The sequence below is a fragment of the Larkinella humicola genome (assembly GCF_008727875.1).
GTDB lineage: Bacteria > Bacteroidota > Bacteroidia > Cytophagales > Spirosomataceae > Larkinella > Larkinella humicola.
In genome coordinates this window covers 506307-522140 of record NZ_VTWS01000002.1, presented here as the reverse complement: position 1 = coordinate 522140, position 15834 = coordinate 506307, and the positions used below count along the sequence as shown (strand labels likewise).

13 protein-coding genes are annotated in these 15834 nt (G+C 53.4%); 10 read left to right on the top strand and 3 right to left on the bottom strand.

The window, feature by feature from the left end; all coding sequences use genetic code 11:
• The first annotated feature begins 14 nt into the window (after positions 1 to 14).
• From F0P93_RS10070 to F0P93_RS10045, 6 genes are read left to right on the top strand one after another with little or no spacing between them, the layout of a single operon-like run.
• Positions 15 to 3617 (top strand): SusC/RagA family TonB-linked outer membrane protein, encoded by a 3603-nt coding sequence (locus tag F0P93_RS10070; protein WP_225309438.1) that lies wholly within the window; start codon positions 15 to 17, stop codon positions 3615 to 3617.
• Positions 3618 to 3656: 39 nt separating this feature from the next.
• Complete coding sequence (locus tag F0P93_RS10065; RefSeq protein WP_225309437.1) at positions 3657 to 5111, top strand: RagB/SusD family nutrient uptake outer membrane protein; 1455 nt, start codon at positions 3657 to 3659, stop codon at positions 5109 to 5111.
• A 28-nt stretch (positions 5112 to 5139) separates the two neighbouring features.
• Positions 5140 to 6297: an exo-alpha-sialidase gene (locus F0P93_RS10060; RefSeq protein ID WP_150876225.1), complete on the top strand. Its 1158-nt coding sequence runs from the start codon at positions 5140 to 5142 to the stop codon at positions 6295 to 6297.
• A gap of 58 nt (positions 6298 to 6355) precedes the next feature.
• Positions 6356 to 7546 carry a sialidase family protein gene (locus F0P93_RS10055; protein WP_225309436.1) on the top strand — a complete coding sequence of 397 codons (1191 nt, stop codon included), beginning with the start codon at positions 6356 to 6358 and terminating at the stop codon, positions 7544 to 7546.
• A 1-nt stretch (position 7547) separates the two neighbouring features.
• Entirely contained in the window at positions 7548 to 8642 is a 1095-nt protein-coding gene (locus tag F0P93_RS10050; RefSeq protein ID WP_150876223.1) for a phosphotransferase family protein, read from the top strand.
• On the top strand, positions 8639 to 9382 hold the full coding sequence (locus tag F0P93_RS10045; protein ID WP_150876222.1) for an HpcH/HpaI aldolase family protein: 744 nt from the start codon (positions 8639 to 8641) through the stop codon (positions 9380 to 9382). The genes F0P93_RS10050 and F0P93_RS10045 overlap by 4 nt, the downstream gene beginning before the upstream one ends.
• Before the next feature lie 101 nt (positions 9383 to 9483).
• Here the strand turns inward: F0P93_RS10045 and F0P93_RS10040 are convergent, their stop codons facing one another.
• Positions 9484 to 10338 (bottom strand): 5'-methylthioadenosine/adenosylhomocysteine nucleosidase, encoded by an 855-nt coding sequence (locus F0P93_RS10040; RefSeq protein WP_150876221.1) that lies wholly within the window; start codon positions 10336 to 10338, stop codon positions 9484 to 9486.
• Between the two features lie 28 nt (positions 10339 to 10366).
• On the opposite strand from F0P93_RS10040, the gene F0P93_RS10035 reads away from it, so the two are divergent.
• The gene (locus F0P93_RS10035; protein ID WP_150876220.1) at positions 10367 to 10810 is read left to right on the top strand and encodes a RidA family protein; all 444 of its coding nucleotides are present in this window, start codon (positions 10367 to 10369) and stop codon (positions 10808 to 10810) included.
• 3 nt (positions 10811 to 10813) lie between these two features.
• Here the strand turns inward: F0P93_RS10035 and F0P93_RS10030 are convergent, their stop codons facing one another.
• Positions 10814 to 12130, bottom strand: a complete 1317-nt coding sequence (locus F0P93_RS10030; protein WP_150876219.1) for an NCS2 family permease — start codon at positions 12128 to 12130, stop codon at positions 10814 to 10816.
• A 263-nt stretch (positions 12131 to 12393) separates the two neighbouring features.
• Positions 12394 to 12756 carry a hypothetical protein gene (locus F0P93_RS10025; protein WP_150876218.1) on the bottom strand — a complete coding sequence of 121 codons (363 nt, stop codon included), beginning with the start codon at positions 12754 to 12756 and terminating at the stop codon, positions 12394 to 12396.
• Positions 12757 to 13022: 266 nt separating this feature from the next.
• On the opposite strand from F0P93_RS10025, the gene F0P93_RS10020 reads away from it, so the two are divergent.
• The 3 genes from F0P93_RS10020 (at position 13023) to F0P93_RS10010 (ending at position 15811) form a co-directional block, all read left to right on the top strand.
• Complete coding sequence (locus tag F0P93_RS10020; RefSeq protein WP_150876217.1) at positions 13023 to 14219, top strand: sensor histidine kinase; 1197 nt, start codon at positions 13023 to 13025, stop codon at positions 14217 to 14219.
• 122 nt (positions 14220 to 14341) lie between these two features.
• Entirely contained in the window at positions 14342 to 15088 is a 747-nt protein-coding gene (locus tag F0P93_RS10015; protein ID WP_150876216.1) for a LytR/AlgR family response regulator transcription factor, read from the top strand.
• 57 nt (positions 15089 to 15145) lie between these two features.
• Positions 15146 to 15811, top strand: a complete 666-nt coding sequence (locus F0P93_RS10010) for a Uma2 family endonuclease (RefSeq protein WP_225309435.1) — start codon at positions 15146 to 15148, stop codon at positions 15809 to 15811.
• Positions 15812 to 15834: the final 23 nt, after the last annotated feature.

Below are 15834 nucleotides of genomic sequence, written 5' to 3'. Positions count from 1 at the left end.
AACCCTTACTTTCTATGGTAAATCCTTTACGAAGGGCTCCACAAGCGGGGCTTCTGTTCATCTTATTGCTTTTTGGGCTCCGGCCGGGCTGGTCGCAGTCCCTGGCGCTGGCCAGTCCGATGCGGCAAAAACCGGTTGAAATCCCGCGGGGAACGGTTCGGCAACTCAAAGACGTACTGAACGATCTGAAGAACACCTACGGGGTCGATATCATGTTCGAACTGCGTGCCGTAGAAGGGTTTACGGTTACGTCGGAAGCCATCAATCCGAAAGCGACGCTCGAAAAAAATCTCGGCAATGTGTTGCGGCCGCTGGGTTTGCGGTACAAAAAAGTAAACAGCAGTTCGTACCTGGTCATTGGCGACAAAAAGGCGCGGAAAGTGGCCGATGCCGAGACCCGGCTTCCGGATTCTGCGCTCTCCCTGCCAACACCGTCGAATGGCGCCACGGAAAGGGGAACCGCCACCGCCGAACTTCCCCTGACGGCCCCGGCGAAAGCGCCCGTTGCGGACCGGGTCCTGACGGGGAGTGTGAAAAGCGAAACCGGGGAACGTCTGCCGGGGGTTAGTGTGGTGGTGAAGAAAACCACGCGGGGAACCACGACCGACGGAAACGGTGAATTTCGGCTCAACGTGCCCGACGATGCCGGCACCTCGGCGCTGGTGCTGGTCTTTTCGTTCGTCGGGTACCTGAATCAGGAAGTGACGATTGGCAACCGGAACACCATCGATGTGCAATTGGCACCCGACCAGAAAACCTTGAATGAGGTCGTGGTGGTGGGCTACGGGACGCAGAAAAAGAAGGATTTGACGGGTTCGATTGTCAACCTGAGCGGAAAAGACCTGTTGCCCGTCCCGGCCGCCAGTTTCGATCAGATGATGCAGGGTAAGGTGGCCGGGGCGCAGATTACCCAGACCACGGGTGCGCCGGGCGGCAACGTCAACGTCGTCATTCGGGGCATCAGTTCCATCACGGGCGGCAATCAGCCTTTGTATGTCATCGACGGATACGCCATCGGTTCGATGGGCGGAGGGTCGGATTTGAGCAGCTTCACCGGAAATTCCTACTCGGCCAGCGGCATGGCCACGAATGCGTCGACGACGAAAATTAATCCGCTGAGTACCATTAATCCGTCTGATATCGAGTCGGTTGAGATTTTGAAAGACGCATCGGCCACGGCGATTTATGGTTCACGCGGTGCCAATGGCGTAGTGATTATCACGACCAAGCGCGGCAAACAGGGCAAAACGAGCATCAACCTGGAGTCGTCGGTGGGCGTTCAGACCTTGGCGAAGAAACTGGATATGCTCAATCCGCAGCAGTTTGCGCAGATGGTGGCCGAGGGTCGCGACAACGCCTGGGTGTATCTGGGCGGGAAAGCCTCCGATCCCAACAGCGTGCGCGGTCAGCCCCAGTGGGTGCGACCGGACTACCGGAACCCGCAGTTGCTGCCCACCGAAGGAACCGACTGGCAGGATGTGATTTTCCGGCCGGCGACGGTCCAGAATTACCAGCTCTCGGCCAGCGGTGGCACCAACGACATCAATTATTACGTTTCGGGCGGTTATTTCGATCAGGAAGGGATCATCATCGGCTCCAATCTGAAGAAATTCACCCTCCGCACCAACATCGACGCACAATTGACCAAACGCCTGAAACTGGGCGCTTCCTTTGCCGGATCATATTCTTACGGCAATTTTGCCCGCGCCGAAGGAACCGTCGGGCAGCGCGGGTTGCTGGCGGCCACCTTGTCCAGCTCGCCACTGGCCCCGGTTTACGATCAGAACGGCAATCCGTATTCCGAACTGGTTGATCCGATGGGCGTTCCGGTCGAGAATCCGCTGGTGATTGTGCGCGAATTTACCGATAAACGCAATGCAGCTAACATCTTCACTAACAACTATCTGGAGTATGAATTGATGAGCGGGTTGCGGCTCAAATCGTCGGTGGGCGTCAACTACACCACCAACAATAACCGCATCTGGAAGTCATCGCGGATTGGCGACGGTTTCAACCTGACCGGGCCGCCCACGGCTGGTGCGTATGTCAGCAAAAGTCTGAACTGGCTGAACGAAAACACGCTCAGTTTTCAGCGGATGCTGGGTGAAAAGCACAATTTCAACAGCGTGGTCGGGTTTACGGTTCAGAAGAATTCGGACGACATTCTGCAGGCTGGCGCGTCCGATTTTCCGACCGATTACATTCCGTTTCTGTCGGGCGGGAACGTCAATGCGGGGACGAATTTCGTCTCCGAATGGTCGATGCTGTCGATGCTGGCCCGGGTCAACTACACCTTCAATGGGCGGTATTTGCTGACGGCAACGGTGCGTCGGGATGGCAGTTCGCGGTTTGGAGCGAATCACAAATGGGGAACCTTTCCATCCTTTTCGCTGGGCTATCGCCTGTCCGATGAGCCGTTTATGGCGGGCCTTACGTTTGTCAATGACCTGAAAATCAGAGCCAGTTATGGAACATCCGGGAATAACCTGATCGGCAACTACGCCCACATCGGACTCCTCGGAACGTCGCGTTACGTCACCACCAGCGGTATTGTGCTGGGCATTACGCCCCAAAGCCTGGCCAACGACGACCTTACTTGGGAAAAGTCGCTTCAGGCCGACATCGGACTCGATATTTCCCTGTTCAAAAACCGCCTGTCGTTCACCGTCGATGCCTACCGAAACGTCAAAAAAGGGCTGTTGTTGAACACCTTGCTACCGGCGGCTTCCGGCTTCGACTCGTCCATTCAGAACATCGGCGAAGTGGAGAACAAAGGGCTGGAATTGACGGTGAGTTCGGAAAACATCCGGGGGAAAGATTTTTCCTGGACCACCAATCTGAACCTGAGCACCAACCGGAACAAGGTACTGGCACTCAGCACGTCCAGCTCCCGGATTGTCAACTCGCCGTATCAGGTCAGTCAGGTCGGTTCGCCCATTTCCAGCTTCTTCATGCTCAATGCGCTGGGCGTTTTCAGGACGCAGGAAGAGATCAAAGCCAGCCCGCTGGTGCATCCGGCCACCCAACCGGGCGACCTGCGGTTTGAAGATGTCAATAAGGATGGACGGATTACGGATGCGGACAAGAAAATCGTCGGAAATCCGTGGCCAAAATATACCTGGGGTTTCAATAACAAATTCACGTTCCGGAATATCTCCCTGAATGTCAGTGTGATCGGTACGGAAGGGAACCTGGTTTATCTTCAGGCGGGTGAAACCCAGTTGAACGTTGCGGGCGTGCAGAACCAGCTTGCCCTGGCCGAACGTCGCTGGAAATCGGCCGAAGATCCCGGGGACGGCCTGCTTCCGCGAGCAATCCGGAACGATTATGCCCGGGGAAACAGCATGTCGTCGCGGTATTTGTTCGACGGCTCGTACGTGCGCATCCGGAACATCAATCTTTCGTATTCATTCCCAACCGCGCTCGCCGGTCGGCTTGGCCTTCAGACGTTTACCCTTTTTGCGGATGTGACCAATGCTTACACCTTCACAAAGTACCCCAGTTTTGACCCGGAAGCCAGCATCGGTGGAGATAACATCGCCAAATCCGGCATCGATTTTTATTCCTATCCGGTTCCGCGCATTGCCACATTGGGGTTACGGGTCGCTTTTAAATAATGCTACCGGGTTTTTTAAAAAACATTATCGAATACGATTATGAAACCGAAAATGCTATATAAACTAAGCACGATACTGGCCGTTTTTCTGGTCATGATTTCAAGTACGTCGTGTAAAGAATTTCTGGAATTGCAACCCCAGAACCAGATTAACGACGAGAGTTTCTACCGCACAGCGGCCGATTTTGAAAGTTCTCTTTTGGGGGTTTACAGCTCATTCAAAGGATTTCATACCGGTAATCTGCATTATATCAACGAACTGGCAACGGACAATGCCGAACTCCAGTGGCTGGCGCCAACGGCCGCCGAAGTGGAGTTCGACGACAACAGCGTTACGGCCGCCAACGCCACGGTGCTGGCGACCTGGAACGTGGGTTTGTACACCATTGCCCGCTGTAATACCATTTTAAACCGCATCAAAGGCGCTTCGTTCGACCCGGTGACAAGGGATCGGATTATCGGAGAAACCCGGTTTTTCCGGGCCTGGAGTTACTTTTATTTGGTGCAGTTGTTCGGCCGGGTGCCGGTTGCCGACGTGGAGTTCCGAAGTCCCGGCAATATTGCGGCCACTGATTTATCGCTAAAACCGCAGGAGGAAGTCTACAAAACCATCCTTGATGACCTGATCAGTGCCGAGTCGCTGATGCCCGCGAGCTTGAATGCCGATAAAGGCCGGGTTTCCAGAGGAACCGTCAAAACGCTGCTGGGAAAAGTGTACCTGACCAAAAAAGACTATGCGTTGGCGGCTGCGAAACTGAAAGAAGTTATCGACGAAAAGCAGTATGCCTTAGTGCCCGATTATAAATCGCTGGTGGTCAAGGGAAACAATAATTTAGTTGAGTCTATTTTTGAAATCAAGTTTGTCTCCGGGTCCAATCTGGGCAATTTATATTCGGTGCAGTTTACGCCAGCTCTGTCCAATATGCTGCTGTTTCCCAATAACCAAAGTGGCGGTGGGCGAATGGTGCCGACGTTGAATTCCTTTAACGCATTTGAAAAAGCGGATCGGCGAAAAGCGGCCTCTGTTCATGATACGATCACCTTGCTGGGGGGCACGAAAGTGTATAGCCGGTATGGGTTAAAGTTTGTGGATTTCAGCGCAATCAACGTGTCCGATGGCAATGTTACCTACCCGGTTTCGCGGTTTTCCGACGTGCTGCTGATGTACGCCGAAGCCCTCAACGAGCAGGACAAAACCGCTGACGCGCTGCCTTACATCAACCAGGTGCGCAAACGCGCCGGTTTGGCAGATCTGACCGGACTGGATAAACCGGCGGTTCGGCTGGCGCTGGAGAAAGAACGGAAAGTGGAGTTCCTGTTTGAAGGGCAACGCTGGTTTGATCTGGTGCGTACGGGCCGCGCCATCGAGGTCATGAATGCACATTTTGCCAGTAAGGGTATCAGTTTCAAAATGACGGAAAATGAGCTACTCCTGCCAATTCCACTACGGGAAATCGACCTGAATCCTGCGTTAACCCAAAATCCGGGCTATTAACCTTCTAACCTGTTTGTTCTTTAATTCGATGAAAATACGTTCGTCCCATATCCGACGGTTTCTGGTCGTGTTGCTCCTTTTGGGCTCCGTTTTTCAACTGAAAGCTCAGAAAAGCGAGGTGAAACTCAACGGCCTGGTGTTTGCCTATCCGCCGGTTTTGATCAATGATTTTAAGAAAAATGGCGACGGCTGGTCGCGGGAGCCGGTTTTGCGACGGATGCCCGACGGCTCGCTTCTCTGTCTGCACTACACGGGTGGCCCTTGGGAACCCGACAACGGCAATTTTGTGGTTTCCACCCGCAGCACCGACGAAGGCAAAACCTGGTCGTCGCCGGAACCGTTTCTGAACCATCCGACCCGGGCGGTTTGGTCGCCGGAACTGTTTGTGTCCGATAAAGCCGTGTTTGTGCCGGTCAATACGTTCGACGCGCCGACCTGGTATAACAACCTGAAAACCTTCACGACCGTCAGTACCGACGCCGGCAAAACCTGGACGGAGCCGGTGAGCCTGCCGGGTTTTGCCAGCAGTTTTACGCTGCGACGCGGCTTTGTTATGTCCAACGGCGAATGGTTTTTCTCCGCTTTCTGTCAGGAACAGGCCGACGGGTTTACCCAGAAATTTAGCCGTCAGAAGTTGATCGAAGATAAAAAATGGCCGTTCTGCGTTTCGGCGTTAATCTGCAAGCCGGGTTGGAAAAACATCGAAATGCACGGCTATCACAAGCGCGAAGATCTGGGAATGCTCTGGGAACCCAACACGGTTGAAGTGGCACCCGGGCATCTGGTAATGCTGATGCGGGCTTCCGGAACCGGCGTCCTGTACCGAACCGAAAGCCGGGATTTTGGTCGTACCTGGACGAAAGTTGCGCCGAGCGACATTCCCAATGGAAATTCAAAAATTACGTTGCTGAAGGTCGGGCAAGACGTTTTGCTGATCGGGAATCAATGCAAAGATCGAAGCGAAGTGTCGCTTTGGGTTTCCAAAGACGGTTGTAAAACCTGGTCGAAAAAAATCCGGCTGGCGACCATTGAGAATACCGCTACGATGGAGAAAATTGAACACAATCCCGCCATGATCTGCTACCCCGACGGCTTTGCCGACGACACCCAAAAAGTGCTCTATCTCGCGATGGAAGACGGTATTAGGCACTATTTCATGAAAATACCGTATGCGGATTTTAGGTAATGATGGTATGAATCACCTGCTAAGAATACAGTTTTATTGTCTGATAATCGGCTTGTCGATGGCTGCTTTTTCGCTTCAGGCGCAGGCTCAAAAACCGGTCGATCCGGCCCTGGTGCCACCGGTTGTCAATACCGTTCCGTCGGCAGAATATGATCTGGACCGGCTGGATTTCAACATGACCATCGGCCTCGAGCGAACGCCCAAAGGAAGGCTTTGGGCCTGTTGGGTGGGCGGGGGCGACAACGAAGAAGCGTTTTTTGCGCTGACCACCAGCGACGACAACGGCAAAACCTGGTCGAAACTGCGTGCCGTGATCGATCCGCACGATGCGTCGCTGGGCGAAAGCCGCCGGGCCATTGTAGGAACCTTGTGGACTGATCCGCGAGGTCGTCTCTGGCTTTTCTTCGACCAGTCGATGACGTTTTTCGACGGTCGTGCCGGTAACTGGTACACCATTTGCGATAACCCGGACAGCGACAAACCCACCTGGTCGAAACCGCAACGAATCTGGCACGGCTGCTCCCTGAACAAGCCCACCGTACTGGCCAACGGCGACTGGCTGCTGGTGATTTCACTCTGGAACCGGGAGAAAATCATTGCGATGGACCCGGCTTCTCCGTATCGGGAAGCGCACCATGAACTGGATTCGCTCCGGATGGCTAACGTATTCATTTCCAGTAATCAAGGTCGCACTTGGGAACGCCGGGGCGGGGTACGGTTTCCGCAGCCCGACTACGACGAATCGCACATCATCGAACGGCGCGACGGCACACTCTGGCTGACCACCCGCACGGCCAAAGGACTTTGGGAAAGCTACTCCAACGACAAGGGGAAAACCTGGTCGGAACCCCAGAAGTCGGCGATTGAAAACACCAACGCCCGGCATTTTATCCGCCGTTTGCAGTCGGGCCGTTTGCTGCTGGTCAAGCACGCCAAAGTGGATGGCAAAATCGCCCGGTCACATCTGACGGCGTATCTTTCTGACGACGACGGGCAGACCTGGCAGGGCGGTTTGCTGCTGGATGAACGGAAAATGGTAACGTATCCCGATGGTGTTCAGGCACCCGACGGCACCCTGTATATTTCCTACGACCGGGGCCGGAAACGGAGTACGGGTGGCGAAATTCTGCTGGCCCGGTTTACGGAAGAAGATGTTCTGAAGGGCGGTTTTGTGACGCCGAACGCCAAAGCCAAACAGGTGATTAGCCAATCGCTGGAAGCCAGGGCAGAGGCTAAGAACGAAAACTAGGATGGCGAATCGGCAACAGATTTATTATTGGAAATGCGACCGGCCTTCCGCTTTTTACAGTCTGATAACGCCACAGGCTTCCGTACCGGATCAGGACGTAGAAGATGCCTTACGAACGGTTTTGCAGGCCCATTTTGGGGATTCTTCCTTTACACTGCAACCAGCGGGCGGTCAGGGCAATCATTTGACGTATCTGGCGACGCACCGCGGAGAAACGTATTTTCTGCGGCTGGAAAATGGGCCGGAAAAAGATGAGTATATGGACGTGGAAGCTGCCGTTCTGGATCAGGTTCGCCAAACCGGGGTGCCGACGCCAGCGGTTTTTGCCGTCGATGCGTCCCGGTCGAAGGTGCCTTTTGCGTACCAGATTCTGGCGTTTATCGATGCGCCGGATTTGAACGCGTTACACAAAAAAGGGGCGTTGAACGAACACGCTATTGCGCACGAAATTGGAGTCAATCTGGCCCGCTGGCAGCAAATTTCACCTGAAAATTTCGGCCCTTTTGATCCGGAGCTGCTTCGAAAAACCGGTCGGCTAATCGGTTTACACGAAACGTACCGCGCTTATTTCCGGCTGAATTGGGTACGTCACTTGAATTTTCTGACGAACGCCCAGTTTCTGACCAACGAAGAAAGCCTTGACGTACAGGATCTTGTTGATGAAAACGACGCTTTGCTGGCGTTGAAAACCGGTTGTCTGGTTCATAAGGATCTGGCGTTGTGGAACATGCTGGGAACGCCGGACCAACTAAAAGCCGTCATCGACTGGGACGACACCATTTCGGGTGACCCCACGGACGACCTGGCACTGCTGGCCTGTTTTCATTCCGGCGACTTCATCAAGGCCGTTTTGACGGGTTATCAGACCATCCGGGAATTACCGGAACAATTCCTGCCGCGTTTCTGGCTGCATCTGCTTCGGAATATGATCGTCAAAGCCGTTATCCGGGTGGGAGCGGGGTACTTCGACCGGCAGGACGATTTTTTCCTGATCGGAGCCGGATCGTCGGGACAATCCCTGAAAAGCTTCACCAAAGACCGGATTCGAACGGCGATGCTGGGTTTGCAAGGCCATAAAACGATCGCTGATTTATGAATTCCTTCGAAAAGAAAAATGCCCGTCGACTGGGTTTGGGAACCTGGTTGTCAACGGGTTCACCGGTTATTGCCGAGCTGGCCGGGGCGTGTTCGCTGGACTGGCTGCTGTTCGATCTGGAGCATGGCTGTCTGACGGAAAGCGGGTTGCTGACGAATTTGCAGGCCGTCCGAAATCCGGAGGTTACGCTCATGGTTCGGGTGGGCAGCCTCGATCCGGCGCTGATTGCCCGGGCGCTGGACTGGGGTGCGTCGGGCATTATGCTCCCCCACGTTTCGACTCCGGCGCAGGCGGAAGCCTGCGTGGCCGCCATGCGCTATCCGCCCCACGGAACCCGCGGGTATTCCGGTTCGGTGCGGGCGTATGCCTACGGACTGCGTGCGTCCAAAGCCATTCAGGAACTGTCCGCTCCGGTTTTTATGGCCCAACTGGAAGACTATGAAGGGGTTATGAATGCCGAAGCGATTGCTGGAGTTTCGGGGGTCGATGTGCTTTTTGTGGGTCCAGCGGATCTGAAACTGGATTTAGCCGTGCGTTGTCCATCAAAACCGTCCCTACCATTTACCGACGCCCTGGCACGGGTGAGTCAGGCGGCCCGAAAGAACGGGAAGCAGGCCGGGATTCTGGTGCGAAACCCGGCTGACGTACCGGACCTTCGAAAAGCCGGTTTTTCCTGTCTGGCCATTGGTTCCGATCTGGGAATTTTGCGCGACGGCTTCCAGACCCTTCTTAGCTTGTAATTTCATCCCGGCGAATTCCAGCCATCAACTACCGGAACGAAGGGTCCAAATGCCGTTTCCTGGAATCTGATACCAAGCACGGTTCTCAAATCCCAACCGGATTACAGTTTCCCCACAATGGTCATCACCAGATTGGCCGAATTGCGGGCGGCAATCTTGAAAAAGGTGAGCATATCCTGCCGGGCGTTGGAGTTGGCTTTGTCGCTCAAACTCCGGATCACCAGGCAGGGAACCTGTTGCTGGTAGCAAACCTGCGCCACAGCCGCGCCTTCCATTTCGGTGGCGTCAGCCTTGAATTCCGACCACAGACTGGCGACTTTTTCGTCGGATGCGATAAACTGATCGCCTGTCACCACCGTGCCCACGACCACCGACGGCGGCCGCCGGGTGGTCGGAATGCTCTCGAACGAAACGGTTTTGGCGGCTTCCTGTGCTGCCAGCATCATGATCGAATCGGCGGGGAAGTAGGTCGGATTCATGTCTTTCGTGATGGCATTGCGGGTCTGGTTCGTGGGCTGTTGCTGGAAGGTAATGGAGTGATAATCGTGGTGAGCAGTTTGCCGGGCAATCACGATGTCGCCGGGTTGAAGATCGGGATTGGTGCCGCCCGCAATGCCCGTGAAAAGAACCTGTTTGGGTTTAAAATAAGCCAGCACAAACGCCGTCGTCATGGCGGCATTTACTTTGCCAATCCCGGTTTCGGCAACCACGACGTCATGCCCGTTGATCTGGCCCGTCATGAAGGTAATGCCGTTGAGCGTCTGCGTTTTTGGATTTTTGAGGGATTGCTGAACCAGTTTTACTTCTTCGTCGAAAGCACCCAGAAGTGCCGTAATCGGCTGCGCATCATACCGTTGGGCCTGAACCGAAAGAGGGACGAAAACCACCCAGAACAAAAATATCCCTTTGATCAATACCGTATTCAGACGAATCGTTTTGTATATTTCCTGCCGCATCATTTTGCTGTTAAACAACTAAAATACGATGAAAAAATTTGTCATTTCCACCCTTGTCCTGTTTTCGACCGTTGTTTTTAATGGAGTGAATGCCCAATCCGGCCAAAATGCAATTGAAAAACAGAAATTTCATTTTGGGAAAGCCGGTGAAGATGGAGCGGGCTATGCGCAGGCCGTCCGGGTCGGCAAAACCATTTACATTTCGGGAACCGTGGGCGGTGGCGAAGCGGCTTCGGCGCTGACGAACGTGTACAAGGGTCTTCAGAAAACACTGGCTTTTTACGGGGCTACTTTTCAGAACGTGGTCAAAGAGAATTTATACACGACCAACATCGAGGAAATGAAAAAGCACAACGACGTTCGCAAAAAGTATTACAACAACGATTTCCCGGCAGCAACCTGGGTTCAGATTCAACGGCTGTACGAAGAAACGGCGCTGGTGGAAGTGGAACTGGTGGCCATGCTTCCGTGACGATCAGTGTCCGGAAAAGAGCGCCAGAATGCAGAATAAATCGACAAGCAATAAACCGACCGGCACCTCTTTTGATTGGCCAATGGCCAGTTTGACGACCGTCCAGGTCAGAAACCCCCAGATAATTCCCTGCGTAATCGAGTAGCTGAACGGAATCAGCACCAGTGCCAGAAACGCCGGTAAGGCATCGTCCAGCCGGCCCCAGTTGATTTTGGTAATCGGTTTCATCATGAAAGCACCGACCAGCACCAGCGCCGGGGCAGTGGCAATGGCCGGAATCACCGACAACAAAGGCGATAGAAACAGGAACGGCAAAAACAGGCAACCCGCCACAATGGCCGTCAAACCCGTACGCCCGCCCTGCGCAATGCCCACCGCCGATTCGATGTAGGCCGTTCCGGGGCTGGTGCCCAGCAAACCCGCCATCGTCGTGGCCACGGCATCGACCGTCAGTGAGCGGTTGAGGTTGCGCGGATTGCCGTCTTCGTCGTACAGATCGGCGGCTTCGGCCACGCCCACGAAGGTGGACAAACTGTCGAACAGATCCGTGAAAACAAAGGCAAAAATCACCGGCCAGAGCGACCATTGCAGGGAGTTGACCAGATCCAGTTTGCCGATCAGACTGAAATCCGGGGTGGCAAAAAGCCCCTGAAAATTGACCAGCGTTTTTTGTCCGAAATTCACCGCCGACGCATCGCCCCACCACCGGCCAATGGGTAGTGCGGCCAGGGTAGTGAGCAAAATACCGATGATAATGGCTCCCGGCACTTGCCGGATCACCAGAACGCTGGTGATGAAAAGTCCGAAAATAAACGTCAGAATGATTGGGTCTTTCAGGCTGGCGATGCTGACCAGCGTGGCCGGATTGGCCACAATAAACTTCGCATTTTCAAAGCCAATCAGGGTGATAAACAGGCCAATACCGGCCGAAACGGAATACCGCAGCGGTTTGGGGATGATCCTGACAATGGCCGAACGGACGTTGAAAAGCGACAGGATCAGGAACAGAACGCCCGCCCAGAAAACTGCCCCCAGCGCCACTTCGGGCCGAATGCCCATGCCTTTGACAGCGGTGAAGGTGAAAAAGGCGTTCAGTCCCATACCGGGCGCCACCACCATCGGGTTGCGGGCATACAGGCCCATCATCACACTACATCCGAACGACAGCAGAACCGTGGCCGTCAGCACCCCGCTGAACGGCAGACCGGCCTGACTGAGAATCGCCGGATTGACCACGATGATGTACATGGTTGCCAGAAACGTGGAAACGCCCGCCAGAATTTCGGTGCGGGTTGCGGGAACGGAAAGGCCGGTTTGCATGAAGAACGGATGGATCGAGGTCCGAAAATACGGATTACGAACGCCAATTCAACTCCCTGTCTGGCAATCGGGTAATTATTTCGCACAAAAAAGCCCCCGGCCCGGAGCAGATTGCCCATGCCGGGGGACTCGAACCAATTTAACCAAATTAAAGTAAAGACGTGAGAGGTGAGACAAGAGAGAAGAGACGAAGGCTTGCTGGCTGAGGGGAGCGTCTTTCATCTCTTGTCTTACCTCTTTCATCTCTTGTCTCACCTCTCTTGTCATTTTCGAAACTCCGTCGCCAGCCATTGCTGATCGACTGGCATGGCTGCGCCACCCGGTTGTTGCGAAACGGTCCATTGTTGCAAAGCCTGTTCCAGCACGGCATTCAGACTCTCCCGGGTTTTGGCCTGTTTGAGATTGAGTCGTTTTTTTGCCAGATTTTCTTTGTAAATGAGCTGGTTCTCATCGTTGTAGAAAAACACGACGCAGTTTTGCTTCGGTTGAGATTCCACGACCCAGAAGCCCTGGCGGGGCGAGATGGACGGACGGTTTGGTCGTCCCTGGCCCAAGCTGAAAGCCGCCAACGACAGGAAAAAGGCAGTGGCGAATAGCGTCCGCCGATAGTGTGGATTGATTTTCATGGTAGTAGCGCCGAAGCGGTTCGTTCGTAGTTGTTGTTTTAGTCGGAATTGACGCGTCAAAGGTAAACACGGGAAAAACCGCCTGCCGGGATTATCGCCCAATGCGACGGTTCCCGACAGATACAGCAAGGGTCTGGCGACGAGTGTAGTTAGGTCTGTGAAAAGAGTCATTTGGCGACGATTGGCTACCGTTCGTCTACAATTCGCCCGATTCGTGGCAGGATTGGTGTCGTTTATCTATATTCGGTCGGCAATCGGGTACTCGTATGCAACTGTCTAACACCAACTTCATCTTTTCCAACCAGCCGCGTTACCGTCTGGCTCGGCATGGGCTTTTCTGGGGAGTTGTTCAACTCTACTTTACGGTTTTGTATGGTGTTTTTCCGATCTCCTATTTCCTGCATCGCGGTTACGGAAAACCCGAAGCGTTCTTTCTGGGTTTTTTTTCCTCCGGGGTCAGTTCACTGATATTTATGCCGGCCCATATGGTTCTGTCGTACGGTATTATTTACGTTTTATTCCCCCGCTATCTGGACAAAGGGCCCTATTGGAAAATGGTGGTTGGTGTTATTCTTTTTTCATTTCTGAGCGCGTCGGCATCGGCCCTTCTGTCGACCTCGGTTGTTGCGCCCTTGCATTCGTGGCTGGGTACGTCGCGGGCTCGCGGGGGTGGTCTAACCTATTTATTGATGGCGGGATTACGGGGCGGCATCACGGTGGGCGGTTTTGCGGCTGCGATCAAACTCGTCAAAATCTGGTATTTGAAAGAGCAGGCGTATCGGCAGATTGAAAAAGAAAAATTTAACGCGGAGTTACAGTTGCTGAAATCCCAGATTCATCCGCACTTTCTGTTCAATACCCTCAACAATCTGTATGCCTTGACGTTACGAAAATCTGATCAGTCGCCGGCGGTTGTGCTGAAGCTGTCGCAATTGCTGAGTTATATGCTCTACGACTGCAACGCGTCGGAGGTGTTGCTGGAAAAGGAGATTGCATTCATGAAAAACTACATTGGGCTGGAGCAGTTGCGCTACGGTTCGCGGCTGGATGTTTCGATGAATTTCCACGGCAATTTGCAGGGGAAACAGATGGCGCCCCTGTTGCTGATTCCGTTTCTGGAGAATGCGTTCAAACACGGCACCAGTGAACAACTGGAACAGGCCTGGATTTTTCTGGACCTGGCCGTCGATGATAACGTGCTGACCTTCAAGTTGGTCAACAGCCGCGATGCCGATCCGTTTGCCCCAATGGAGGCAGGGGCAACCTCCGTTGGGGCAACCTCCGTTGGCGGAATCGGCTTGCAGAACGTCCGGAAGCGGCTGGAATTGCTGTATCCGGGTCGTTATGAACTGAAAATTCAGCCGGAAGAAGAAACGTTTCTGGTCGATTTGACCTTGCGGTTACCCCGGGAGTCGGCGGTTTTGAAACCGAATGCGGTGCCGGTAGCTGAACTACCGGTTTAAAATAAAAAGTAGCCCCTAAATCCCCTAAAGGGGACTTTAAAATCCGGGTTATGCGGTGTCAAAGTCCCCTTTAGGGGATTTAGGGGCTTAAAAAATAACAACAACAACAAATACACATCCTTATGAACGTACGTTGTCTGCTGATTGATGACGAGCCACACGCTGTGGAAATTATCGAATCGTACATCGAACTGGTTGATGGACTGGAGATTGTCGGCAAATGCCACAATGCCGTTCAGGCATTCAGTATGCTCCAGTCGATGCCGGTCGATCTGCTGTTTTTAGACATTAAAATGCCCAAACTCTCCGGCACCGATTTCCTGCGGAGTTTGCGGAATCCCCCCAAAGTGATTTTCACGACGGCGTATCGCGAATACGCACTGGACGGTTTTGATCTGGACGTGGTCGATTACCTGCTCAAACCCATTCCGTTCGAGCGGTTTTTGCGGGCGGTTTCCAAAGTCATGCGGCTTGAACCCCAGCCTATGGCGAACGGTATTTCGGAGCCGGATCAGCCGTCCGTTGAAAAGGATCTGGTGCCGTCGGAGCGCGACGCGTTTCTCTATTTTCGGGCCGACCGCAAAATGGTGAAGGTCTATACCAAAGACATTCTCTACGTCGAAAGCCTGAAAGATTACATCAAAATCATCACGACCAACGCCAAACCGCTGGTGGTGAAACAAGCCATCAGTTCGGTGGAAGCCATGCTGCCGGGCCGGGATTTTCTGCGCATTCACCGGTCGTTCATCGTGGCCATCGACAAGATTTCGGCCTGGTCGCCCAGCCACATCGAGGTCGCCGGGCAGGAACTCCCGATTGGGCGGCTGCACCAGAAGGACGTCGGCCGGGCGTTGAAAATGGAAGTGTAGCGTATTCTTAAAGCACATTTGCCGGAAAAACCGTATTTTGCATCAAACGAAAAAGGTATGCAGACGCTTGAGAAGAAAGAAGTTTCCGGAAAGTCCCGTAAACCGCAAGGTGTCAAATCGCCTGTAAAGACGTCTAAACAAAAAGTAGCCCTGGAATCGCTGGTGTATGAGGTGCTGGATGGGCGACCGCTATATTACAGCGGTTATGAAGACGTTTTAGCGGGGAAAAAAACACCGGAAGAAATTATGGGTTCCAGTTCGTTGCAGTGGGTTTTAGTATCGTATTTCATGCGAATAATGATTCGTTCTCTGGACGAGAAAAAATATTGGTTTGCTTCCAACGAAGCTGGTGTTCATCTGGATCACCGGAATAATTTGTCGCACGATGCCGCGATTTATGAAAAAAGTGTCTTGACACCGGATAAAATTAATGTTCATTATGTGGACGTCCCCGCCAAAGTGGCCGTTGAAATTGATGTAAAAGCCGATCTGTCTAAAACAGAAGACTTTAATTACGTCAATAAAAAGACCCGAAAACTCCTCGATTTTGGTACGGCTAAGGTAATCTGGATTTTCACGGACACGCAGCAAGTGATGATTGCCGAACAAACCGCCGATGCCTGGCTGACCATGGATTGGCACCGGGATCTGGAATTGCTCGACGGTCAGACGTTCAACATTGGCCGGTATTTGGAAGAGGAAGGGATTAAAGTAGAAAACTGATTTTTTTTAAAAAGCAGCCAACC

Coding starts and splice junctions, on each gene's coding strand:
- F0P93_RS10070 (WP_225309438.1), top strand. CDS start 15: ATGGTAAATCCTTTACGAAGGGCTCCACAAGCGGGGCTTCTGTTCATC.
- F0P93_RS10065 (WP_225309437.1), top strand. CDS start 3,657: ATGAAACCGAAAATGCTATATAAACTAAGCACGATACTGGCCGTTTTT.
- F0P93_RS10060 (WP_150876225.1), top strand. CDS start 5,140: ATGAAAATACGTTCGTCCCATATCCGACGGTTTCTGGTCGTGTTGCTC.
- F0P93_RS10055 (WP_225309436.1), top strand. CDS start 6,356: ATGGCTGCTTTTTCGCTTCAGGCGCAGGCTCAAAAACCGGTCGATCCG.
- F0P93_RS10050 (WP_150876223.1), top strand. CDS start 7,548: ATGGCGAATCGGCAACAGATTTATTATTGGAAATGCGACCGGCCTTCC.
- F0P93_RS10045 (WP_150876222.1), top strand. CDS start 8,639: ATGAATTCCTTCGAAAAGAAAAATGCCCGTCGACTGGGTTTGGGAACC.
- F0P93_RS10040 (WP_150876221.1), bottom strand. CDS start 10,338: ATGCGGCAGGAAATATACAAAACGATTCGTCTGAATACGGTATTGATC.
- F0P93_RS10035 (WP_150876220.1), top strand. CDS start 10,367: ATGAAAAAATTTGTCATTTCCACCCTTGTCCTGTTTTCGACCGTTGTT.
- F0P93_RS10030 (WP_150876219.1), bottom strand. CDS start 12,130: ATGCAAACCGGCCTTTCCGTTCCCGCAACCCGCACCGAAATTCTGGCG.
- F0P93_RS10025 (WP_150876218.1), bottom strand. CDS start 12,756: ATGAAAATCAATCCACACTATCGGCGGACGCTATTCGCCACTGCCTTT.
- F0P93_RS10020 (WP_150876217.1), top strand. CDS start 13,023: ATGCAACTGTCTAACACCAACTTCATCTTTTCCAACCAGCCGCGTTAC.
- F0P93_RS10015 (WP_150876216.1), top strand. CDS start 14,342: ATGAACGTACGTTGTCTGCTGATTGATGACGAGCCACACGCTGTGGAA.
- F0P93_RS10010 (WP_225309435.1), top strand. CDS start 15,146: ATGCAGACGCTTGAGAAGAAAGAAGTTTCCGGAAAGTCCCGTAAACCG.